This is a genomic window from Flavobacterium sp. GSP27 (genome assembly GCF_003970395.1).
GTDB lineage: Bacteria > Bacteroidota > Bacteroidia > Flavobacteriales > Flavobacteriaceae > Flavobacterium.
The window spans coordinates 196,066-218,495 of sequence record NZ_RYDP01000005.1 but is presented as its reverse complement, the minus strand read 5'-3'; the positions used below and the strand labels follow the sequence as shown (position 1 = coordinate 218,495).

21 protein-coding genes are annotated in these 22,430 nt (G+C 35.5%); 12 read left to right on the top strand and 9 right to left on the bottom strand.

Going from position 1 to position 22,430, the window contains the following annotated elements:
- Positions 1-26: 26 nt before the first annotated feature.
- Positions 27-2,534 carry a M14 family zinc carboxypeptidase gene (locus tag EKM05_RS06725; RefSeq protein WP_126462204.1) on the bottom strand — a complete coding sequence of 836 codons (2,508 nt, stop codon included), beginning with the start codon at positions 2,532-2,534 and terminating at the stop codon, positions 27-29.
- Between the two features lie 237 nt (positions 2,535-2,771).
- On the opposite strand from EKM05_RS06725, the gene EKM05_RS06720 reads away from it, so the two are divergent.
- From EKM05_RS06720 to EKM05_RS06705, 5 genes are all read left to right on the top strand, one after another.
- Positions 2,772-4,199, top strand: a complete 1,428-nt coding sequence (locus EKM05_RS06720; protein WP_126462207.1) for an L-serine ammonia-lyase — start codon at positions 2,772-2,774, stop codon at positions 4,197-4,199.
- Between the two features lie 23 nt (positions 4,200-4,222).
- A complete protein-coding gene (locus EKM05_RS14495) occupies positions 4,223-4,393 on the top strand; it encodes a hypothetical protein (protein WP_197037241.1) in 171 nt (56 codons plus the stop codon).
- A 260-nt stretch (positions 4,394-4,653) separates the two neighbouring features.
- Positions 4,654-5,043: a hypothetical protein gene (locus tag EKM05_RS06715; RefSeq protein WP_126554272.1), complete on the top strand. Its 390-nt coding sequence runs from the start codon at positions 4,654-4,656 to the stop codon at positions 5,041-5,043.
- A gap of 87 nt (positions 5,044-5,130) precedes the next feature.
- Positions 5,131-6,006 carry an HAEPLYID family protein gene (locus EKM05_RS06710; RefSeq protein WP_126554270.1) on the top strand — a complete coding sequence of 292 codons (876 nt, stop codon included), beginning with the start codon at positions 5,131-5,133 and terminating at the stop codon, positions 6,004-6,006.
- Positions 6,007-6,352: 346 nt separating this feature from the next.
- On the top strand, positions 6,353-6,805 hold the full coding sequence (locus tag EKM05_RS06705) for an endo-arabinase (protein WP_126554268.1): 453 nt from the start codon (positions 6,353-6,355) through the stop codon (positions 6,803-6,805).
- Between the two features lie 237 nt (positions 6,806-7,042).
- Here the strand turns inward: EKM05_RS06705 and EKM05_RS06700 are convergent, their stop codons facing one another.
- Together EKM05_RS06700 and EKM05_RS06695 are read right to left on the bottom strand one after the other, a co-directional pair.
- Positions 7,043-8,167 carry a cysteine desulfurase family protein gene (locus EKM05_RS06700; RefSeq protein ID WP_126454500.1) on the bottom strand — a complete coding sequence of 375 codons (1,125 nt, stop codon included), beginning with the start codon at positions 8,165-8,167 and terminating at the stop codon, positions 7,043-7,045.
- Between the two features lie 16 nt (positions 8,168-8,183).
- Positions 8,184-9,104: an EamA family transporter gene (locus EKM05_RS06695; RefSeq protein WP_126454502.1), complete on the bottom strand. Its 921-nt coding sequence runs from the start codon at positions 9,102-9,104 to the stop codon at positions 8,184-8,186.
- A 204-nt stretch (positions 9,105-9,308) separates the two neighbouring features.
- On the opposite strand from EKM05_RS06695, the gene EKM05_RS06690 reads away from it, so the two are divergent.
- Positions 9,309-10,253, top strand: a complete 945-nt coding sequence (locus tag EKM05_RS06690) for a hypothetical protein (protein ID WP_126554266.1) — start codon at positions 9,309-9,311, stop codon at positions 10,251-10,253.
- 138 nt (positions 10,254-10,391) lie between these two features.
- On the opposite strand, the gene EKM05_RS06685 is transcribed toward EKM05_RS06690, so the two are convergent.
- Complete coding sequence (locus EKM05_RS06685; RefSeq protein ID WP_126554264.1) at positions 10,392-10,943, bottom strand: Smr/MutS family protein; 552 nt, start codon at positions 10,941-10,943, stop codon at positions 10,392-10,394.
- A complete protein-coding gene (locus EKM05_RS06680) occupies positions 10,933-11,118 on the bottom strand; it encodes a hypothetical protein (RefSeq protein WP_126462226.1) in 186 nt (61 codons plus the stop codon). Before EKM05_RS06680 ends, EKM05_RS06685 begins: the two co-directional genes overlap by 11 nt.
- A gap of 102 nt (positions 11,119-11,220) precedes the next feature.
- Here EKM05_RS06680 and EKM05_RS06675 point away from each other — a divergent pair, with 102 nt between their 5' ends.
- On the top strand, positions 11,221-11,499 hold the full coding sequence (locus tag EKM05_RS06675; protein ID WP_126554262.1) for a DUF2752 domain-containing protein: 279 nt from the start codon (positions 11,221-11,223) through the stop codon (positions 11,497-11,499).
- A 35-nt stretch (positions 11,500-11,534) separates the two neighbouring features.
- Here EKM05_RS06675 and EKM05_RS06670 read toward each other — a convergent pair whose 3' ends face one another.
- Entirely contained in the window at positions 11,535-12,233 is a 699-nt protein-coding gene (locus EKM05_RS06670; RefSeq protein WP_126462232.1) for a DUF1003 domain-containing protein, read from the bottom strand.
- A gap of 444 nt (positions 12,234-12,677) precedes the next feature.
- Here EKM05_RS06670 and cysM point away from each other — a divergent pair, with 444 nt between their 5' ends.
- The 3 genes from cysM to EKM05_RS06655 all read left to right on the top strand — a co-directional run bounded on the left by cysM (position 12,678) and on the right by EKM05_RS06655 (position 15,800).
- Positions 12,678-13,565 carry a cysteine synthase CysM gene (gene cysM, locus EKM05_RS06665; protein WP_126454514.1) on the top strand — a complete coding sequence of 296 codons (888 nt, stop codon included), beginning with the start codon at positions 12,678-12,680 and terminating at the stop codon, positions 13,563-13,565.
- Positions 13,566-13,687: 122 nt separating this feature from the next.
- On the top strand, positions 13,688-14,383 hold the full coding sequence (locus EKM05_RS06660; protein ID WP_233589392.1) for an SGNH/GDSL hydrolase family protein: 696 nt from the start codon (positions 13,688-13,690) through the stop codon (positions 14,381-14,383).
- 64 nt (positions 14,384-14,447) lie between these two features.
- On the top strand, positions 14,448-15,800 hold the full coding sequence (locus tag EKM05_RS06655; protein ID WP_126554260.1) for a M28 family metallopeptidase: 1,353 nt from the start codon (positions 14,448-14,450) through the stop codon (positions 15,798-15,800).
- Between the two features lie 181 nt (positions 15,801-15,981).
- Here the strand turns inward: EKM05_RS06655 and menD are convergent, their stop codons facing one another.
- The gene (menD, locus tag EKM05_RS06650) at positions 15,982-17,643 is read right to left on the bottom strand and encodes a 2-succinyl-5-enolpyruvyl-6-hydroxy-3-cyclohexene-1-carboxylic-acid synthase (protein ID WP_126554258.1); all 1,662 of its coding nucleotides are present in this window, start codon (positions 17,641-17,643) and stop codon (positions 15,982-15,984) included.
- Positions 17,644-17,737: 94 nt separating this feature from the next.
- Here menD and EKM05_RS06645 point away from each other — a divergent pair, with 94 nt between their 5' ends.
- Both EKM05_RS06645 and EKM05_RS06640 read left to right on the top strand, forming a co-directional pair.
- On the top strand, positions 17,738-18,235 hold the full coding sequence (locus EKM05_RS06645) for a GNAT family N-acetyltransferase (protein WP_126454520.1): 498 nt from the start codon (positions 17,738-17,740) through the stop codon (positions 18,233-18,235).
- A 111-nt stretch (positions 18,236-18,346) separates the two neighbouring features.
- Positions 18,347-19,297 carry a tRNA-dihydrouridine synthase gene (locus EKM05_RS06640; protein WP_126462240.1) on the top strand — a complete coding sequence of 317 codons (951 nt, stop codon included), beginning with the start codon at positions 18,347-18,349 and terminating at the stop codon, positions 19,295-19,297.
- 188 nt (positions 19,298-19,485) lie between these two features.
- Here the strand turns inward: EKM05_RS06640 and EKM05_RS06635 are convergent, their stop codons facing one another.
- Both EKM05_RS06635 and EKM05_RS06630 read right to left on the bottom strand, forming a co-directional pair.
- Positions 19,486-20,073, bottom strand: a complete 588-nt coding sequence (locus tag EKM05_RS06635; RefSeq protein WP_126462243.1) for a glutathione peroxidase — start codon at positions 20,071-20,073, stop codon at positions 19,486-19,488.
- A gap of 143 nt (positions 20,074-20,216) precedes the next feature.
- The gene (locus EKM05_RS06630; RefSeq protein WP_126554256.1) at positions 20,217-22,430 is read right to left on the bottom strand and encodes a TonB-dependent receptor; all 2,214 of its coding nucleotides are present in this window, start codon (positions 22,428-22,430) and stop codon (positions 20,217-20,219) included.

Sequence of the window (22,430 nt, the reverse complement as noted above, 5' to 3'; positions counted from 1 at the left end):
TTTATGTAACCTATCTTGTACACTCTTTAATTGACTAAGAACAATGCATTGCTGAACAATAGATTTCCATTTTCCCAAAAACCTCTGAATAATGGATTATCTACCATATAAATTACAGATCCATCGCCTTTTTTATCAACTGCAAAGCTCACGGTATTGTTCAGTTTCTTTTTGATTTCATTACCTACAAAACCATAACTCTTATAATCTTTAGGAACATAAGCAACATTTATGGCTTTTTTCAATAGTGAATAATGTCTGTCATCCGTTTTTAGACTGAAATATGTATCGCCTAAACCAAAAGACATGGGATGTGTTTTATTCAATAGGTTTTCAATTATGGCTCCGGGAATCGATTTAGAAATATACCTGCGTTCTGAATCCTGAAAATCTAAGAAGCGTTCTTTTAGTTCCTCTTCTTCAGCGGCTTTCTCAGAGCTTAATTTGTCTTCTTCAGTTGCAAAAGGACTTAACGCATATCCTTCTTTTGCTTCAAAAAGGGTAAGCGCACTATTCATTGCAATCACTTTTCCACCGTTTTTAATCCATTCGCCAATTTTCTTTTGTTGGTCATCTGAAAAATCATAATATCCGTCTGCTAAAATCAGTGTGTTGTAGTTAAAAAGATTAAATCTATTGAAATTATTTACTTCAACCACACTCACCGGATATGCAATAGTTTCTTGCATATAATACCAAGCGGCACCAAACTCTGTAGAGCCCACCCCTTTTCCGGATAATAAAACTACTTTAGGCGCTTTCAATAAATTAAAATTTTCGCCGCCTACATCTTTAGAATTAGACGAAAAACCTGTAAGTATGTAATTATAATCGGTTTTTATTTTTACGAGTTCACTAATCGTTTTTTCAAAATCAACCACTTTAGGATTATCCGCTTTGGTCACTAACAGTCCACCCGGCTCTACAATCACATCTCCAAAAATGGCTTTTTTCATCGCAGACCTCACTTTGATATTATTTTGGTGCAACAAAGACAACACCTGAGCTGAAATTCTGTTATTCCAAGGAATATGAAACGCATAAGCATTTTTAGGAACGATCTTTTCTTTCACTTCAATAGTTGCTTTAGTCTTTATGTCCAGACTATTTTTTAACGCATAGCCTTCAACACCGTATGCCAAGGGCAAAGCCCAAGAGGTAATATCATACGATAAACTGTCATTCAACTTTTGGTCCGGTTCAAAAAGCACTTGTGCTAAAACAGCTTTTTGTTGATCTACTTTTACAATTAAATCATTGGGTTCAATCGTAAAACCTTTATCTGTTTTTGTATTGTAATTGAATCCGGATACTTTTTGACTGGCATCAGCGTAACTGAATTCTACATTATTTTTTTTCAACAAATCCGCCATTTGAACCAACTTCGGATTATTTTTCATCACATACATTTTATAATTTCCCTTCACTGTTTTTCGGGAATTATTCATAAAACCTCTGAAACCTTTCAGCAAAACATCCGCTTGTGCGGCGGCTGATTCTACCACCGTCAGGACTGCCGTAGCGTGATGTGTCAATCGGTCTTGTATCGTTAAGGTGATTCCGTTGCCCATAGTAACGGCTCTCCCCGCACCTATTCCGCCTTGTTCCATCGTCATACCAACCGCGCCATTGTATGTAGGATACGTATCCCCATAACTTGGATAAAACAAATCAAAACGTTCACCGGTGTTATACATCCAGTTTTGAGCATCAAATTTTTTAGAAATATTTTTACCTAAAGTGTAGTGAAAATCTTTCTGGTATTTCTCAATATATTCGTGCAAAGGTTCCGCTGAGGGTGGAAAAAAATACGGAGAATCGTATCCCATTTCATGCACATCTGTATGAACTTGTGGCATCCATTGGTTGTACAACGCAATACGCTGTTGGGTTTCCGGTTGTGTTTGCCACGCCCAGTCTCTGTTTAAATCAAATATATAATGGTTGTATCTACCGCCCGGCCACACTTCCATGTGCTCTCTGTCTGACAATTCCGGATGCGTTTTTTTACCTGAAATTTCTCTTAACCAATTTCCGTATCTGGAATATCCATCGGGATTGATGCATGGATCCAGTATTACAATGGTATTCTCTAACCACTTTTTAGTATCGGCATTCGAAGGATTTACTAATTCGTACGCCACGGTCATAGCACTTTCGGTTCCGGCAAATTCATTTCCGTGCACATTAAAACTCAACCAAACAATTAATTTATCGCCAATCATTTGTGATTTATTTTCGGATAAACCAATGGCTGCCAAATTGTTATTCCTAATTTGTTCCAAATTAGCCAAATTCTCCGGGCTCGATATAAAGTATACATTCAAATCCCTTTGTTCCGGCGTTACACCATATTTCTGGTGTTTGATAAAAGTAGACTTTTCCGTAAGATGCTTAAAATAATTTTCAGTCTGATGGTAATAGGTTATTTGTTTTCCGTAATTGGGTATAAATTCAGAAGGACTTTGCACTTGCGAATGAACACTCAGCACCAAAGTTAGCAGTAGATAAAAAGAAAAAATAATCTTTTTCATATTGTTTTGGGTTAGTTAAGCTTCAAAAATAGCCATTTACAAAGTATTGCACAAGCTAAATTTTGGATTAAAGAAATATTGATTTTAACAAAGTATTAGTTTTGCTAAATCCTTTTTTTTGAAGAATACTAACAATACAGCAATATTAATTATTAAAAAAACAATATTATTCTATTTTCAATTCGTATCCTTGCTACATTCTATTATATTTGCAGGTAACAAAAATTCACACTTAACATGGAAGAATGTATCTCCGTTTTTGATATGCTAAAAATTGGTGTTGGACCTTCGAGTTCACACACACTTGGGCCTTGGAGAGCTGCCGAACGCTTTCTTAGTGAATTGCGAAACGAAAATTTACTTCATGCGGTCAACAGGGTGAAAATAGATTTATACGGTTCCCTTTCCTTAACCGGTAAAGGACACGCCACGGATTTAGCCGTAATGCTGGGTTTGAGCGGACAAGATCCAGAATACATTCCCATAGAAAATATTGATGCAATTATCAAATCCATTGAATCAAAAAACAAAATCAACTTAGGAAACGAAAAGCCAATTGCTTTTTATTTCCTCCAAGATATCGTTTTTAATAAAAACTTCCTTCCCTTTCATGCCAATGGAATGACTTTCACAGCCTATATGACTGATGATCGTCAATACGTTTCTACCTTTTATTCTATTGGTGGCGGATTTGTAGTAAAAGAAGAACGCATCAACGCTAAAAAGAAAATTAAAATAAAATGTGCTTTTCCATATCCAATTGAGAAAGCGGCAGAACTACTGGATTATTGCATAAAAGAAAACAAATCGATATCGGAAATCATTTATGAAAACGAAAAATCAATGCGTTCCGAAGCAGTTATCGATCAGGAACTAATACGCATTTGGCACACGATGCTCGAATGCATGTACATTGGTTGTCATTCCGAAGGGATTCTTCCCGGCGGACTAAACGTGCGTCGCCGTGCTTTTGACATGCACCAAAAACTAATTGGTTTATCCAATTATAATTCCCCTCAAACCTGGCTTGAGGAGATCAGAAAAACAGAAGTGAAATTCCGCCAAATCCTGAAATGGGTTTCCTGTTTTGCCCTTGCGGTAAATGAAGTAAATGCCGCTTTAGGACGCGTGGTCACAGCCCCAACAAATGGAAGCGCAGGCGTAATTCCGGCCGTTTTAATGTATTATTTAGTGATTGAAAACCACAATGCAGGAGAAAAAGAAATCAAACAATTCCTGATGGTTGCCGGTGAAGTAGGCAGTATTTTCAAGAAAGGTTCTACCATTTCTGCGGCAATGGGCGGTTGTCAGGCCGAAATAGGCGTTTCATCTTCCATGGCTGCTGCCGCTTTATGCGAATTGATGGGCGGAACTCCTGCACAGGTTTTAATGGCTGCCGAAATTGCCATGGAACATCACTTGGGGTTGACCTGTGATCCTATTGGCGGTTTGGTTCAGATTCCCTGCATCGAAAGAAATACTATGGGTGCCATAAAAGCCATTAATGCCGCTGAGTTAGCCCTGGAAACCGATCCGAAAAATGCCAAAGTCCCTTTAGACAAAGTCGTGGACACGATGTGGCAAACCGCCAAAGACATGAACAACAAGTACAAAGAAACCTCCGAAGGCGGATTAGCCATCACCGTGAATATGTCAGATTGTTAATTTACGTATTAAACAAAAAAACAATGAAAATCAATTGGGTAATAGTTGGACTTGTACTCTTCTTCGGAATTGCTTTGATAGTATTTCTCATCAGAAAAAATCAAAAAGACAAAAAGAAATACAAACAGTTCTTGAATAAAGATTTCAAAAAAACAACTGAAGAAGATTCTGACTGGAATGATGATACGCATTGATGAATATTTTAATCATTTTAGAAAAATTTAGAAATAAAATCCAATAACGTATTATTAAAAACAAAAACTGCTTGCAAACAGATCCGTAAAACGGTTACAACCAAAGGAAATTTCACTAGTACCATATTTTCTCTTTTAAACTTAAAATAATCCAGAAAAGCACCCTTTAAACACTTGGCAGATGGCGACTCGCTTAAATTATAATCGACTTTAACGAAAATTTACAACTATTAAGCAAGAAAATAGTGTAATTATGCAAAATGATTAAACAAATTCGACATACTCTTTTAACTCGATATTTTTGGGGTTTCATGTCGTTATACCTGCTGAACTGCTTTGTTGATTCCCCGGATGCGCAACCAAATTATTTACCTGAGGATCTGACCCACAATGATCTGGAAAGCATTATTGAAATAGTGGTTGAAAAAATATTAGGATTCGAAAATGCCATACCTGAATACGATGATAATGATACCAATCAAGATTTTGCTGCAAAAAGTGCTTTTTTTATAGATTTTTTTGTAGTACCAAACAGTGCAATTAGTCTTTATAAAAAATATTTATATTTAAAAAAGGGGGAATTAGCTGAACAAAATTCGATTCCTCCGACCCCGTATTTTGAAATACACACGCCTCCCCCTGACATTTAATTTGTTATTTAGATCATTAATCCCTGCCTTATTTTCTCATGAAAACTAGGGTTGCAATTCGTATACTAAAACATAAAACAAATTAAAATGGCTCTTCAATATTTAAAAACAGCGGTATTTACTCTGCTATTAACGGTACTTACGGGTACACATTCTCAAGCACAAACAGAAAAAAACCAACAAAATACGATCAAAGACAGTCTTTACATTCAAGAAATTGAAGGCAAAAAAAAACGTCCAAAAGTGTTACATGCTGAACCTCTGTACATCGATCTCATTAGAGATTTGGGAGCCCGAAAAGGAGAAAAAGAATGGAATTTAGGTCTCGGTTTGACAGACAATATCACTCATGATGAATATACTGCACTGCTAGAATATGAATGGGCTCCAATTGATCGATTAGGACTTGAAGTAGAATTGCCTTTTTCAATTTATTACCCTACTTCCGGCAACGGAAATTCGCCGGGAAGTAACCTGAATAGTATAAAACTAGCGGCACAATATACCTTTTTTGTTTCAGAAAAAAAGAAAATATCAATGGCTGTTGGCTATATTCACGAATTTCTATTACCCAATTTTAACAACTACAGCAATAGTACTTTGATAACCGGAAATGGATATAATCCGTTCTTGGTGATTGCTAAACGCTGGGGACAAAATTTTCATACCCTTTTATACACCGGGCCACAATTTACGCACCACTTTTCAGATAATACAACACAGACGAACTGGCAGATTAATTCAAATATCCATTACATGATCCCCGGAACGCGAAATTTTATTGGACTGGAGTTTAACAAAGAAATTAATAATGCTGATTTTGATATGACAATCCGACCTCAAATGAGAGTAGAAATTACAGATAATTTACTAATAGGCATAGTAACCGGAATTCCTATAAATAGAGAAAACCAGCGGTTTAGCTCCTTTTTACGACTCATTTATGAACCTTCGTCGCATTAAAAAAACAGTGCTTTTTTGATGCAAGTTAGTAGGATCCGATACTAAAACCTTAAAATAAAGCGACCTTTCTTTAATTAATATTACCACTAGACTAGCCGGATTTTTTTAAACACAATCCGGTTAATCAGTGATAATTAGCGGGATAGTGTCAAGAGTCTTTTTTTGCAGCTGTTGTAAAACTCTCTCTTAATACAACAACGCACAAAAATGAAATCCTATTTGTTTTCATAGGATTAAATTATATATTTACGTTCGTAAAGAACCTTAAAATTCTTGAAAGCACATGTTTTTAGCTGATTTTACCCATAAAAACGAAAAACATAATATTCTAAAAAACAGGCCTGATATGAAATGGACAATATCCTTTTATCTTATACTAGCACTAAATTTGATAGGTTATAGTCAAAATAATGATGAATCTGAGAGCATCAAAAAACTACTTGAAAAAGAGTCTGCCACATGGAGAGCTGGCGACAGCAAGGGACATACGGACTGCTGGTACATTCAGCCCTACAGCCGAATATTAATTTCAACTGGAGACGGAACCGTACTCGACATTCCGCCTACGGCTATGATTAATACAAATCCGGAAGCAATGGGTAACGGTGGCTATTCTGTAAATACAAATTACAAAATGAGTATTCATAAGGACAACGCCTGGGTAAGCCACAACGAAGAGTCAACGGCCAAAGATGGTAAAAAAACGTTCTCGTATGAAATTCGGTTATTAGAAAAAATTGATGGACACTGGAAATTAGTGGGGCAATCCATTCATATTTCTAAACAAACAGGTGAATAACTTGTAATTGAACTGCAGCTTACACTTTTTTTTTAATTAACACTCGGCAACTGTCTATTAATCACAAAAGACAAATACATCAACATTAATCAAGGTTCTGAATCTGCATTATGCTTTTTTAAAGCGCGCTTAATCATGGAAAAATATGCAGAAAAGCCATCGATTTCATTATAAATATCCAAAACTAGGTGGTAAATACGTTAATACTACTGAAGAAACTACTTTACAGCAGATTTTTTATATCGTTTTCAAAGCTGCAATAAGCAAATCGATATCTTCTTTAGTATTATAATGGCTGAATGAAATGCGCAAACTTGGTTTCTTTAAATCGTCATTCGAAAGCATTTCGGCTAATACATGAGACGGTTTTATACTCCCGGACTGGCAGGCGCTACCGCGGGAAACTGCTATCCCTTTCATGTCTAAATGAAACAAAATCATCGCTGTCTTTTCGTCTGAAAAAGGCAGTAAAACATTTAAAACCGTGTAAAAACCATCGCTATTCCCATTAATTTCGAAACCTGGAAAATCAATTTCAAGCTTGGTAATTAAATAACTCCGTACTTCAGAAATGTGCTTTCGTTCCGTTTCTAAATTGGTGTATGAAAGTTCCAGAGCTTTTGCCATTCCTGCAATTTGATGTAGAGCCTCAGTCCCGGCGCGCAATCCTTTCTCTTGTTCGCCACCAAAAAACAAGGGTTGCATTCCTGAATTTTTTCGAATAAATGCAAAACCAACGCCTTTAGGTCCATGAAATTTATGCGCACTGGCCACGATAAAATCTATAGATAAATTTTGCAAATCTATGCCGGTTTTCCCTATGGACTGTACGGTATCCGAATGAAACAAAGCACTGTGCTCTTGACAAATACGGCTTATTCGTTCTAAATCTAAAACAGTTCCAATTTCATTATTCACATGCATCAAACTGACTAATGTTTTCTTATCCTGTGATAATAACTCCACTAAATCAGTAATATCAATTGCTCCATTTGGCTTTATTGCTACATAATCAATCTGAATTCCATACTCTTTTTCTAAAACTAAAGCCGTGTACAAAACCGCATGATGCTCGATTTTACTGGTAATGATTCGTTGCACTTTCAAGTCCTTAACGGCTGACCGAAGAATCCAGTTATTGGCCTCGGTACCACAGGAAGTAAAAATTATTTCCTGCGCAGTGGCATTCAGGTTTTTGGCAATTGACTTTCTGGAAAGCTCCAGAACATTTTTTGCAGAACGCCCTAAGCTGTGCGTTGAAGATGGATTTCCATAATCTTCCGTTAATACTTTAGTCATTTCCTGGATTACTTCGGGACGAATAGCAGTTGTAGAAGCGTTATCGAGATATACTTTTTTCATTTTTTAAATTATAAAATTATTTTAAAACTGGTATTTCTGAAGGGACGAGTTTTAATTTTCGGGGAAAAAGCAGTTTTTCATTAAAAACAACAATTGAAACCAAAATCAGCAAATAAGAAAACAATTGAAGCGAGCTAACCTGCTCGTTATAATAAAATATAGCCAACAAGAAATTAATAATCGGGTTAATATAAATCATAATTCCCACCGCGGAAGAGTTGATTCCTTTGAGCGCATAAAGATTTAGAAACAAAGGGATAATCGTAAAAAAAACCACAATCAGGAACATGTAGCCGTAAAACAGAGGCTCTACAGGAATTGTTCCACTGTATTTTGGATAAAAAGGGAGCAGTACAAGTGCCGTAAAAATCAATTGAATCGTCAGGCTGAGGAATTTATCTAAATCATTATTTTTACGTTGACTCACTAAATACAGCGCATAAGTAGCAGCCGTAATAAGACTGTAGAATATATCCTGAAAATGATTAAAGGATAATAAAACGCAACTAAATACACTAATTAAAACAGCAATCCACTGCCATTTGCTCAGCGTTTCTTTCAACATGAAAAAGGCAAAAACAGTTGTTACAATTGGACAAATTAAATACGCCAACGAAGCCGCATTTACACTTACGTGATTCATCACATAAATGTAAACAAACCAGTTTGAGGAGAGAAATATACCTCCGCCAAGTGTTAGCATAACAACACTCTTCTGTTGTTTGGGAGGTATCGTCTTGAAGTGATTCCAGTTTTTACGCATTACATTTCTACGGAAAACAACATTGATCAACACCATGGTAATGGCACTAAAAAACACTCGGTAAAATAATATATCCAGCGACGGATAATTGTGTAAAGGCTTTAAAGCAAAACTAAAAAAACCCCAAACAAAAAAAGCTAAAAAAGCAGCCGAATAATATTTGTTAAGTCTCATCTATCGTATTAAATTTAGACAAAGATACTGATTTCAATCGGCTTTAAATTCTCACTATCTTTCAATTTTATAACTATTAAAACAGGTACTTTATCACTTAATTGATAGTTGCTAAAACACAATATCCTGTTAAATAATCTATTTTTAAGCGGTTATGCATTTGGAATAAATTAAAAATTCTATTTTTGTTTTAAATTTTATAAAATGAAAAGAATTGTTAGCCTGTTGGTTTTTGCATTGCTCCTAAACGGATGTGATGATGGAGATTTAATTCAAGAAACCATCACTTTTGAAGATGTAGCCACACAAAATTGCACGACAAATGGGATCATTTATAAATTAAAAGATAGCGAAGCGTTAATTCTTGAAATAAAAAATGTTGTTTTTCCGACAGAAACAAGTGTGCAAGAACTGGATATCAATGGTACAAATCGAGTTTTTTACCGTTTTTATAACGGAACTGTCACAAATGCTACAATTTGCGAAACTATTCCTCCGGCAACACCTACAGTTACAGGCCAATGGACCGCAACTGGCGGGAAAATTGTAATAACTACAACGGCAATAAAACCCCTAAATCCTGATGATAACAGTACTAAAATTACAGGATACAATCATAATATAAAGTTCAAAAACATCACTTTTGATAAAGGAAACGGAACGCAAGTGTACGAAACATTCTTTTTTGGAGACTATCAAATAGCAGCAACACCGCTGCCTTTTAGTTTCAATAAAACATTGGAACAATGTGCTACTTCCAAACAATTATACGATTACAACAGCAGTGAAGCGCTAATTCTGGATATTGATGCCAGTTTAATCGTGAATGCCGTAACACCGCTGAACACTCCTAGAACCGGATTGATAGGCGACACAGAAAACAAACTGACGTATCGTTTATTCTCTGGCTTGGTTACAGGAAATTATTTTTGTAATACTACTTTTCCTACTACTCCGACATTTAGTGAAGAATGGATTGGAGTGTCAGGAATAGCAAATACCAGCGGTATTATAGAAGTAACAACTACAACAAATGGATCAGGTTTTAGACATACTGTAGTGCTAAAAAAAGTAAAAATGAAGAAAGGAAACAGTGATTTTATTCTAGGTGATGCTTATATTTATGGAGATTTATTGACTACCAATTAGGGGCCAAAAAACTTATAATTTCAGATAAGAAAAAGTTGTTTTCATGGTTACAAAAAAGGGTCTAATTTAAGAGAATTTCAAAGGAGAAATCATCTTAAATCAGACCTTTCGTTTTGGAATTAAAAATTAAAAATGAGCTTACATAGCGCTCTGCTTAATGAAAACTTCTGTTGCTCCTTGACCGTATTTTTGATAATTACCTTCTTGAAAAGCGATGTTATCATACCGTCCCAATAAGAAATCTAGCTCTGCTTTCAAGACTCCTTCCCCGACTCCATGTATAAAAACAATCTTTGGAATGCGATTTTTAATCGCAAATTCAATATGGCGTTTTGCTGTTTCAGTCTGTAGCGTCAGAATATCATAATTCGACATTCCGCGTTTATTAGGCACCAGTTTTTCAATGTGTAAATCAAATTCAGGAGCTGGAATTTCGTGTTTAGATTTCCTTTCTTTTACAAAACTACGGGGTTTTGGGATCTCTTTCTCTTTTGCAATTTCACTTACATTTATTCTTCTGATTGAATCCATTAAGTTACTGGAATCGTTTATTTTAAGTAATTCATTGACAATAAATGTCATCGTAAAACCATCCTCCGTTTCTATCGTAACCTGCTGGTCTTTGACTGACAACACTATCCCATTCATCGCTTCATCCAGCACGGAAACTTTATCTCCTTTATTGAACATTTTCGTCTTCTTTTTCTTGATTTTTACTCGGAGTTTTAGCACTCAACTGCATCATTCCAATCATAAAAACTACAATTGCAACAACCATGATGTACACGTTTTTTTCGGCACTCACCTGCTCGTATAAAGCAACTGTGATGGCGAGAATCATTATGGGGATTATATATTTTTTCATCTTTTAAAATATCAGATTCCAAAAGTACTGAATTTAAAATTACTCTATTTACTCTTGATAAAATTTCTTACTTTTACGTATACTTGTAAAAAAGAAAAAAAATTGAATCTAGAAAAATACATGCTCCCGTGTTTCAGTAAAACACTCTTTGGAATAGAGTGTTTGGGCTGTGGTTTTCAGCGAGGATTTTTATTGCTTTTACAAGGCGATTTTGGAGGTGCCTTCGATAGGTATCCGGCAATTTTCACGACCTTATTATTTCTGGGAATTCTGGCTTTGAATTTCATAGACACCAACAGAAACTACAAAAAAATAATTATCGGCGCCGCTGTCCTTAATGGTGTTTTTATGATTGCAGGGTATTATTTTAAACACTACTAATGAGTTTCTTTTTATCCCCTTTACAGCAACAACAATTATTTGATTCGGGCTAGGATATCATTCATCATTTCGATTTGTACTTTCTGAATTTCAATTAATTCTTCTTGCTGATGCATAATCAAATGATCCAGTTTTTCATGAAGCATTCTGATTTCAAGTTCTGATTTCAAATTAATCATATAATCTTTTTTAGCTCTTTCCCGATCTTTTTCTTCCTGACGGTTTTGGCTCATCATAATTACCGGTGCTTGAAGTGCAGCCAAACAGGACAAAATTAAATTTAATAAAATAAATGGATACGGATCAAAACCTTTATTCAGCAGAATATAAATATTAGCCAAAATCCACAACAAGATAAACACCCCAAAAAGAATGATAAATTTCCAGCTTCCGCCAAAAGCAGCTACCTTGTCTGCCACTTTTTGCCCTACGGTTCGATCACCATTTTCATCCTCTACAGTATTCACCAGCGATTTATCTTCGCTTAAGGAACCGATTACTTTAGCCTCCAGATTAGACAATTCCCCTATTTCGACCAATAAATAATTCGAAATATATTTTTCCCGATACCTATTAAGTTCACTTATTGCTAATAATTTATTGGCATCAAAATCAGGATAATCATTTTGAATAAGTGCTAATATTGGGTTCCGTATGGTCTTAGCAGCTACTTTATCCGCTATTGGGAATACCTTTTTAGAAATGTCACTTATAAAAGTCGAATTACTTTTCATAGCTAGTTATTTATTGGCTAATTTAAAAAACACTTCTATCGAAACTAATAATCAATTTGTATACCTTGAAAATATAAACAGTCTAGCAATAGCTGTTTATATCTTAAAATTGTAAAAAAAGCTATTGATTTAATTTTTATTAATTCCAATTAACGGATATAACAAAAATTTCAATTGCATTCAAAAGCGATAAATTTAACAAAAATGTAGCAATAAACAAGATAGCTTTATTGACTAAAAACAAATAATCCAAAATTGTTCAATACCTTTACCATTCGTTTTAAAAACCATGAAAATGCCACTGAATTATAAAAATATTCCTTTCTGCTATTGTTGTTGCTATTTTTAAAATAAGCTTGTTAAAAATAGTTTTTATAAACGAATACTTATCAAATTTAGTCAATACTCGGATTATTACAAATCAAACACAACACACCCAATAGCATGAAATCTCAAACAATACTAGATTTAATAGGCAATACACCTTTAGTTGAATCTACCCATTTGATACAAAATGACAAGGTAAAACTTTTACTGAAACTCGAAGGAAATAATCCAGGCGGAAGCATAAAGGATCGTGCGGCATACAACATGATCAAATCAGCATTAGAAAGAGGAGAAATCAAAAAAGGAGACAAGTTAATTGAGGCAACCAGCGGCAATACCGGAATTGCTTTGGCGATGATTGCCCAATTATTCAATATCGAAATCGAATTGATACTCCCGGAAGATTCCACTATAGAACGTACGCTTACTATGCGTGCTTATGGAGCTACGGTCATTCTAACGCCTGCTGACACCGGAATAATTGGTTCCAGAGATTATGCTGATAAAAAGGTAGCCGAAGGCGGATACATAATGCTCAATCAGTTTGCTAATGATGACAACTGGAAAGCACATTACAAAACCACAGGTCCGGAAATATGGAATGATACGGAAGGAACGGTAACCCATTTCATATCAGCAATGGGAACTACAGGGACAATTATAGGAACGTCAACGTATTTGAAAGAGCGGAATCCAGAAATTCAAATTATTGGTGCGCAACCCAGCGACGGTTCGCAGATTCCGGGAATCAGAAAATGGCCTCAAGAATATTTACCTAGAATTTTTGATGCTTCAAAAGTAGATACCATCATTGAAATTTCGGAACAGGAAGCACGTGCTATGACCAAACGTTTGGCACTTGAAGAAGGCATTTTTGCAGGAATGAGTAGTGGCGGTTCCGTGGCTGCAGCACTAAAAATAGCAAATACAATAGAGTCCGGTGTGATTGTCGCTATCATTTGCGACCGAGGCGATCGGTATTTGTCTTCCGATTTATTTGATTAAATACCAATACACTATAAAATCAACCTTCCTTTTCTCTATCTTTCGGATAAGAATGGAAGGTTGTTGCGTTTTACTGCACTACCACTTATTTACTGTTTTCAAAATTTCTAATCCGGTTACAAATGAAAAACATCCAATTTATTTACAGCATCTTATTTTTATCAATCGTTATGGGAGAAACAATACAGGCGCAGGACTGGCCAAATTTAAGCAAATACCAAGAGCAGAATGTTGCGCTGAAACCACCAGCAGCTGGACAACAACGAATTGTCTTTATGGGTGATTCCATAACCGAATTCTGGAGTGCAACCAATTCTGAATACTTTTCAGGAAAACCATATATAAATAGGGGTATTAGCGGTCAAACAACCCCGCAAATGCTCATCCGTTTCAGAGCTGATGTTATTGCTTTACAGCCAGCCGCAGTACTCATTTTAGCAGGAATCAATGATATTGCCGGAAATACAGGCCCCACAACATTAGATAGGATTGAAAACAATATTATTTCGATGGTTGAATTGGCACAAGCAAACCAGATCAAAGTTATTTTGTGTTCCGTATTACCCGCTTTTGATTTTCCTTGGAAACCCAATCAAAATCCGGCTGAAAAGGTTATGGAGCTTAATCAATTACTAAAGAAATATGCTGATGCGAATGGAATTATCTACCTGGATTATTTTTCAGCAATGGTCGATGAGAGCAACGGATTAAAAGCTGCCTATTCCGGTGATGGAGTACATCCTAATAAATTGGGCTATCAGGTAATGGCGCCTCTGGCTGAAAAAGCGATTGCGCAAGTTCTAGCAATGAAACACTAAAGCACAATTTTGTGCCTAAAATCTTTTCCTTTTCCCTAACTTTGAGAAAACTAAAAAAAATTAGATGAAATCAACCTCAATTCTCTGTTTCTTCCTACTATTATTCATTACTCATGCCAATTACGCACAAACCACCGTCGATGATCCCGAAATAAAAAAAATGGTGGCTGAGGTACAATCGGAAAATATGGAAGCTACGGTCCGAAAACTAGTGTCTTTTGGAACCAGACATACCCTAAGCGACACAAAAAGTAACACTCGCGGTATTGGCGCAGCGCAACGCTGGGTTAAATCGGAATTTGATAAATATGCTTTGGCTTCTGGCGGCAGACTAACTTCGGTTATTGACTTTTTCACCATCAAAGCAGATGGAAGACGTATTGCCACCGACAGCCAATTGGGTAATGTCATGGCAACCTTAAAAGGAACTGATCCTACGGACGATCGTGTATTAATTATAAGCGGCCATTTAGATTCTCGTGCTTCGGATGTCATGGATGCTAAAATTGATGCGCCAGGTGCTAATGACGACGCTTCCGGAGTAGCCGCCATGATGGAACTGGCCCGTATAATGAGCCAAAGAGAATTCCCTTTTACACTGATTTTTGTGGCTGTAGTTGGTGAAGAACAAGGATTATACGGAGCTAAGCATTTAGCGGATGTTGCCAAAGAGGGAAAATGGAATATTATTGCCATGATCAACAATGATATGATTGGAAACAGTTTATCCAGCGGTACTTTATTACGAGACAATACTAAAGTGCGCGTTTTCAGTGAAACAATTCCATTCTTAGAGACAGAAGCCGAGTCAAAAATGCGTAAATCGACCAATCGTGATAATGACAGTCCATCCAGACAACTAGCGCGATACATCAAAACGGTTACCAATCAATATGTGGAGCAACTGGATATTAATTTAGTGTATCGCAACGACCGTTTCTTACGTGGTGGGGATCATACTCCTTTCAGTCAAAATGGATTTACAGCTGTTCGTTTTTGTGAAATGAACGAAAACTACGACCACCAACATCAAGATGTTCGAAAAGAAAACAACATCCAGTACGGCGATCTTGCAGAATTTATGGACTTTGAATACATGAAGAAAGTAACCTGTTCTAACTTGGCTACGTTCAGTAATTTGGCTTGGTCTCCAAAAGCACCAACAAACGTAGGAATTGAAGTAAAGGATTTGACTAATTTTTCTACTTTAGTTTGGACCGCACCTGAAGGGAAATCGGTTTATGGATACAACATTCTTATTAGAGAAACGGCATCCCAACATTGGGAAAAAACAATTTTTGTACAAGATACTAAAGCTGAAATCCCATATTCTAAAGACAATTTTTTCTTTGCTGTTCAAGCAGTTGATGCATTAGGACATTCCAGTTTACCGGTTTTCCCTTTGCCAATTCGTTAAAACACTAGAACGTTTTAAACAATTAAAGTAATTTTTTATAGTCACGTTTTTATTAATGAATCTTACTTGATGGTTCAACACAACAATAAATAAAAAAGCGTTTGCTTATGCAAACGTTTTTTTTTATGTTTCCCATTTATAAATTAAGTATAAATGGTAAATATCAATGATCCGAAAATAATTAAATCAACTCTTTAAAATATTGCAGTAAAATGCTATCGTTTTTCAAGGTTGGTGTGAAAATTTCCAAAATACTTGGTTTTTCATTTTGAGCATACAAAGCAGTCAAACTTATTGCTAAACTCGCCTCATCACTGGCAATACTGTATTCAAAACCATACATTTTAGCCAAATGTTCCGCAGTTAAACAATGTGAAGTTTCAAAGAAGGTATTAAAAACCGGTGTTTCTTTGTGTCCGGGTAAAATCCTAAATATTCCTCCTCCACCGTTATTAATCAATATAATCTTGAAATTTTTTGGAATGTAATTGTTCCATAATGCATTGCTGTCATACAAAAATCCAACATCTCCCGTTATAAAAACCGTTTGTTTTTCATTGGCAACAGCCGCACCAATAGCCGTAGAAGTACTACCATCGATTCCGCTGGTACCGCGATTGCAATATACTTCAATTGAAGGATCAACAGCTACTAATTGCGCATACCGAATTGCTGAACTATTACTGATTTGCAATTGACTGTTCGTTGGTAAACACTGCATCACTTTTTCGAAAACTTTAAAATCTGAAAAAGGAATTTTGTTTAAATAAATATCACTTTTTAGCTTTCGCAGCACTTTAACCGCGTCTAATTGCTGAAAATAATTACTTTCTGTTGCTTTTGTAAGTGGCAAGAAAGTATCAAAAAAAACATTTGGGTCTGCTTCAAAATGTTTGGTCAAAGCGCCAAACGTGTCGTAAGCTCTTAAAGAATCAATATGCCAATGGTGTTTTGGTTTGTGTTTTCTTAAAAAAGCCTTGATTCGTTTTGAAACGACCATTCCTCCAAAAGTGACTAAAATTTCCGGACTAAAATTTTCAAAATCGGCATTCGTAAAAGGCGTAATTATTGTGTCTATAGTATTGATGAAAGTATCGTGATGCAGGTTAGAAGTCGTTTCGGTCAAAACTACAATCGACACGTCTTTGGAGAAGGCCTCAATTATTTTTTGGTTGATAGCATTTGGGGCATTCACACCAACCAAAATCATTTTTTTAGTGGAATTGTTCCAAATTGTTGCAAATTCCGAAACGTCTTCAATGGAAATCGTCTGAGTCACTTTTGCGGAAGCGATACTATTCACTTTTATTGAAAGTTCCGAAACGGTTTCATACAATGGTTCTTCAAAAGGCGCATTGATGTGAACGGGGCCTTTTTGAATGATGGCCGCATTGATCGCCGCATTGATTTTTAAATCATTTGCCACCGAAATATTCTCAAGTAAATTAGCATTGTAAAGCGAATGGTTTTCGAATACATTTTCCTGCCGAATCGTTTGGCCGTCACCAATATCAATCTTGCTTTGGGGCCTGTCTGCCGAAATCACAATCATAGGAATCTGGCTGTAAAATGCTTCCGCAAAAGCCGGATAATAATTCAATAAAGCCGAACCGGAAGTACACACCAAAGCCACTGGATGCTTGGTTTGTTGTGCTATTCCCAATGCAAAAAAAGCAGCCGAACGCTCGTCAGCAATGCTGTAACATTGAAAAGCGGAATTGTTTACAAAACCAATTGTGAGCGGGGCATTACGAGAACCTGGAGAAATAATTATGGTAGTAATTCCTTTGGCCAAACAGATTTCAATAATGCTTTGTGCCAAAGGTATTTTAGGGTAAATCATTGTTTTAGTTTGAAAAAAACAAAGATACAAAGATGTGAAGGTTTTTCTCTAATCTTAAATAGTTTTCTTAAATTTGAAGCAAAATATATTCTTTATGGAAATCAAAATAAGACCGGCAGTTTTTACCGATTTAGATACAATATTGGAGATCATCAATCACCAAATACTGCACAGTACTTCGATTTATGATTATGAGCCCCGTGATTTTGAAACCCATAAATTGTGGTTTGAAGACAAAATAACTAATGACTTACCTGTTATTGTTGCTGAAACTGAAAATGGAACAATTGGGTACGCTACTTACGGAACTTTTCGTCATAAAATAGGATATCGTTTTACGGTAGAACATTCTGTTTATGTTGCGGAGGAGTTTTTAGGAAAAGGCGTTGGGAAATTATTACTGGCTGAACTAATTCAATTGGCAAAAAAACAAAAATACCATACAATGATTGGCGTTATTGACTCCGAAAATAAAGGCAGTATCGCTTTTCATAAAAAATATGGGTTTGAAACCGTTGGCGTTATTAAAGAATCCGGCTATAAATTTGATCGTTGGTTGAGTTCCGTTTTTATGCAATTGATTTTAGAATAATTGAATTTGTACCAGCATATAATAGTTTATTTATTAAACATGTTAGGCTTTAAAAAATTTATACCTTTAAGACTTGCCACTTTATAGTATATTTGCACAACTAAAAATTTCATGGACTACACCTTACTCTCCTCGCCTTTACAGGGATTTACCGACTTTCGTTTTAGAAATGCCCAAAACAAACTTTTTGGAGGAATTGATACATTTTACTCGCCTTATATTCGATTGCACGGAAAGATGGTAATAAAACCTTCGTATGAACGAGACCTGCTTCCTGAAAATAATCTTGATTTAGAAGTGATTCCGCAAGTGATAACAAACGATGCCGATGAATTTTTATTTGTGGCCAAGTACGTTCAAGAATTGGGATATAAAGAATTAAACTGGAATTTAGGCTGTCCGTATCCTATGGTTACTAAGTCTGGTATGGGTTCCGGATTGATCAGCAATCCCGATAAAATAAATACTATCCTTCACAGAGCGCATACTGAATCGGATATTATTGTCTCTATGAAAATGCGTTTGGGGTATGAAAACAGTGAAGAAATACTGGATGTTTTACCTATTTTAGATACCTATCCAATCAAGAACATAGCGATTCATGCGCGTATTGGCAAGCAATTGTACAAAGGTGGCGTAAATCTAGATGCATTCCAGCATTGTGTTGACAACACCAAGCATAAATTGTATTACAATGGCGACATAACCTCCGTGGCTAAATTTCATGAAATGCAGCAACGCTTCCCAACCATTGACCATTGGATGATTGGCCGAGGATTAATATCAGATCCTTTTTTACCAAGTATGATAAAAAACAATACTTCAGAATATCCTGCAAACAAAATAGAATTATTCAGTGCGTTTCACGATACTTTGTATGCTATTTATAGCGAATCACTTTCTGGTTCGACACATATTTTACTGAAAATGTACCATTTATGGGAATACTTTTCGGCTACGTTTTCAAATCCGCACAAAGTTTTAAAGAAAATAAAAAAAGCACAGAGTATTCGGAATTACGAAGCAGCTGTAGCCGAAATTTTCAAAAATGAAAAATTCTAAGGAAAAAAATAAACGATTAAGAAATTAAGAAAAACAAAGCTCTGATTCTTAATGTAACTTAATTTCTTGATAGTTAAATTTAATCAAAGCTACATTAATACTATAAACAGCAAAAAAAAGAGATTTTCATTTGACTGAAAATCTCTTTTGATTATTTACATAATAATTAGCAAATTAGTTACATAAAATTATGCTTTAATCCAATTCAATACTTCCGGATCCGTTACTAATGTTCGTGGAGCGATCACTTTTTCTAATTCACCTTTTTCATTGATTAGGTATTTTTGAAAATTCCATTCTACAGTGGAATCTTGTAATCCGTTTTTAGATTTTTGAGTCAAAAACTGATAAATAGCAGCCATATCCTCTCCTTTTACAGAAACTTTGTCCATCATAGGAAACGTAACACCGTAATTCATTTGACAAAAAGTAGCAATTTCATCATTGGTTCCTGGCTCTTGTGACGCAAAATTATTAGCAGGAAAACCCACAATCACTAATCCTTTGTCTTTGTATTCTTTATATGTAGCTTCAAGATCTTTGTATTGAGGTGTCAGTCCACATTTTGAAGCCGTATTCACAATCATGATTTTTTTTCCTTTCAAAGAAGCAAAATCAAAACTGTTTCCTGATAAATCTTCTACTTTAAACTGATAAATGGTTTCTTTTGCAATTGGAGCTGTGTTCATATTTATTTCAGATTTTTTAGGTTGTGCCTGATTTTGGCAACTAAATAACAGTAAAGCGCAAGTAGCTATAAATACACTATTTTTCATAATTGAAATTTTTTATAAAAGTAGATAAATATTTGTTTTGTCAAAGTAATTTTTTGTTAAACAACAGTTAAAAAAACAAGGAGCCTAACATTATAAAAATGCTAGACTCCCAAACAAATAAACAACAAATCTTACTGTGGTATTTAAAAAGTATACGTTATTTTTCCTTTCATGAAGAAAGGCGTTCCTGGAGTTAGATGAATTTCTTCGACACTTTGTGGTTCATTTTGTAATCTGGATTCAGTGGCAAACTGGGTTTCGTTCCATTCAGTATCAAAAATATTTTCTACTGAAATTCCAAAATTCATATTCTTATATTGATAGTTAACATTCAAATCGGATATAAAATAGCCTTTGGCAACAATCGAATTATCTTCATTTGCCGGGCGATTTTTTAGATACCGATACCGAATTCCTCCTGAAAAACCATTCACTTTTTGGAAACTTAATCCGCCAGTTGTGGTAAAATCCGGTGCTAACGGAATGTAATCCTGTCCTTTGGGCTCATCAACACTTCTGGCATAAGTATAATTAGCGTCCGCATCAAAAAACAACCAATCGTTCAATTGATACCGCAATCCCAGTTCAGCACCCATGCGTCTTGATTGTCCGCTTGGTTCAACAATTCCAGCATCTCCCACATAAACAAATTCTTGTTCTAAGTACAAATGCCATAAAGCGGCATTGACAATCAATTTTGGAAATGGTTTAAAAATAGTCCCTATATCCGTTCCTATTGCAGTTGGTAGTATTTGTTTCCCATTGTTTTGAACCACCACACGGGCATCATTCGAATGGAAACCCATTCCTGATTTTATAAAAAACTGCAAATTGTTATTTTGTGAATAAATAAAATTCAGTTTTGGAGAAAACTTTACTTTCGATTCGGATGCTGTTTTATAATTTTCCATCAATTTATCCTGATAATTGAATTTGAAATAATCCAATCGAATGGCCGGATTAATTATCAGTTTTCCAAAAGTAAACTCAGAGTTCAAATACGTAAACAAATTAGACTCATCAATATCTCCTAATTGTATATTTTCAAGAACAGTTCTTCTATTCAACGTATGCGAAAGTTCCGTATCAGTTGTGGCATCCGTACGGAAACCCGCTCCAAATTGGAACAAAACATTGGTATCATTCCATTTCGTTTTCTTGTTCAACTCAGCATTCATTCCATAAATATCCCTGTTTTCCTTCTGTTTAATCTGGTCCCCATTGATGGGGTCATTTAGGAAAAAAGTAAAGTTAGAATACAATTCAAATTCATATTTTGAATAAAAAGCATTTGCTTTCAGAAATGTATTTTCGTCAATAGATTTACTCAAACTGGCATTGAAGTTCGTTCTGGATGTATTTCCGCCTTCAGTATCGTCAACAGAGCCAAATCTTGAAATCGTTCCATCATCAATCAGCCGTTGCGGAATTTGGCCTGAAGCATCCCATTTGCTGGAAAAGCGAGAAGCCAAGATGGAAAACTTGCTGTTATCTTTCAAAATAGCCGAATATTTTCCTAATATGTTAATTCGGTTAAAATTCTGAGGAGATTCAAAGGGACCGTCTGTCAGGATATACTCTGTGGCAATATAAGCACTTTGTGTTTTTTGATTCCCTAAAAGGTTAAAAAGTCCAACTGTTCTTAAGGTATTGAATTGTCCGACTTCGATACCAATACTACTTTTTTCAATTTTGTCTTTAGTTTGGAAAGAAACGTATCCCGCCGTAGCAAAATCCCCTTTGTTGGCATAATACGTTCCTTTTCCAAAATCTATTTTTTCTACTGTTTCCGGAATTACAAAATGCAAATCGGCATAACCTTGACCGTGAGCGTGAGACACCATATTAACCGGCATTCCGTCTACTGAAATAGCAATATCTGTGCCGTGATCAATATCAAAACCTCTTAAAAATATTTGCTCTGCTTTTCCCCCACCAGCATGTTGTCCGATAAATAATCCCGGAACTTTTCGAAGAATTTCCTGCGACGAGTTTACAGGAGTGGTTTCTAAATCTATTTTTGAAATGACATTCATCGCCGAAAGTTTTGGTTGGATAACAATTTCATTCAATCTAAAAATATCATCTTCCATCACAATTACCTCCTCGGAAAAATTCAGGATGAAATTTGTTTTTTTATACCCTAAAGCAGTTATTTTGATTACATCTCCCAAAATCGTTTTATCCAAACTAAACAATCCAAATTCATTAGTGTGGGCATGACTCTCAGAATTTGTATTGACTAAATAGGCATTTTCAATTGGATTTCCATCACGATCCAAAATTTTTCCCTTTTGAATTTGGGCGTAAGAAGACAGCCCAAAAAGGGATATCAATACTAAAACAATATTTTTCAT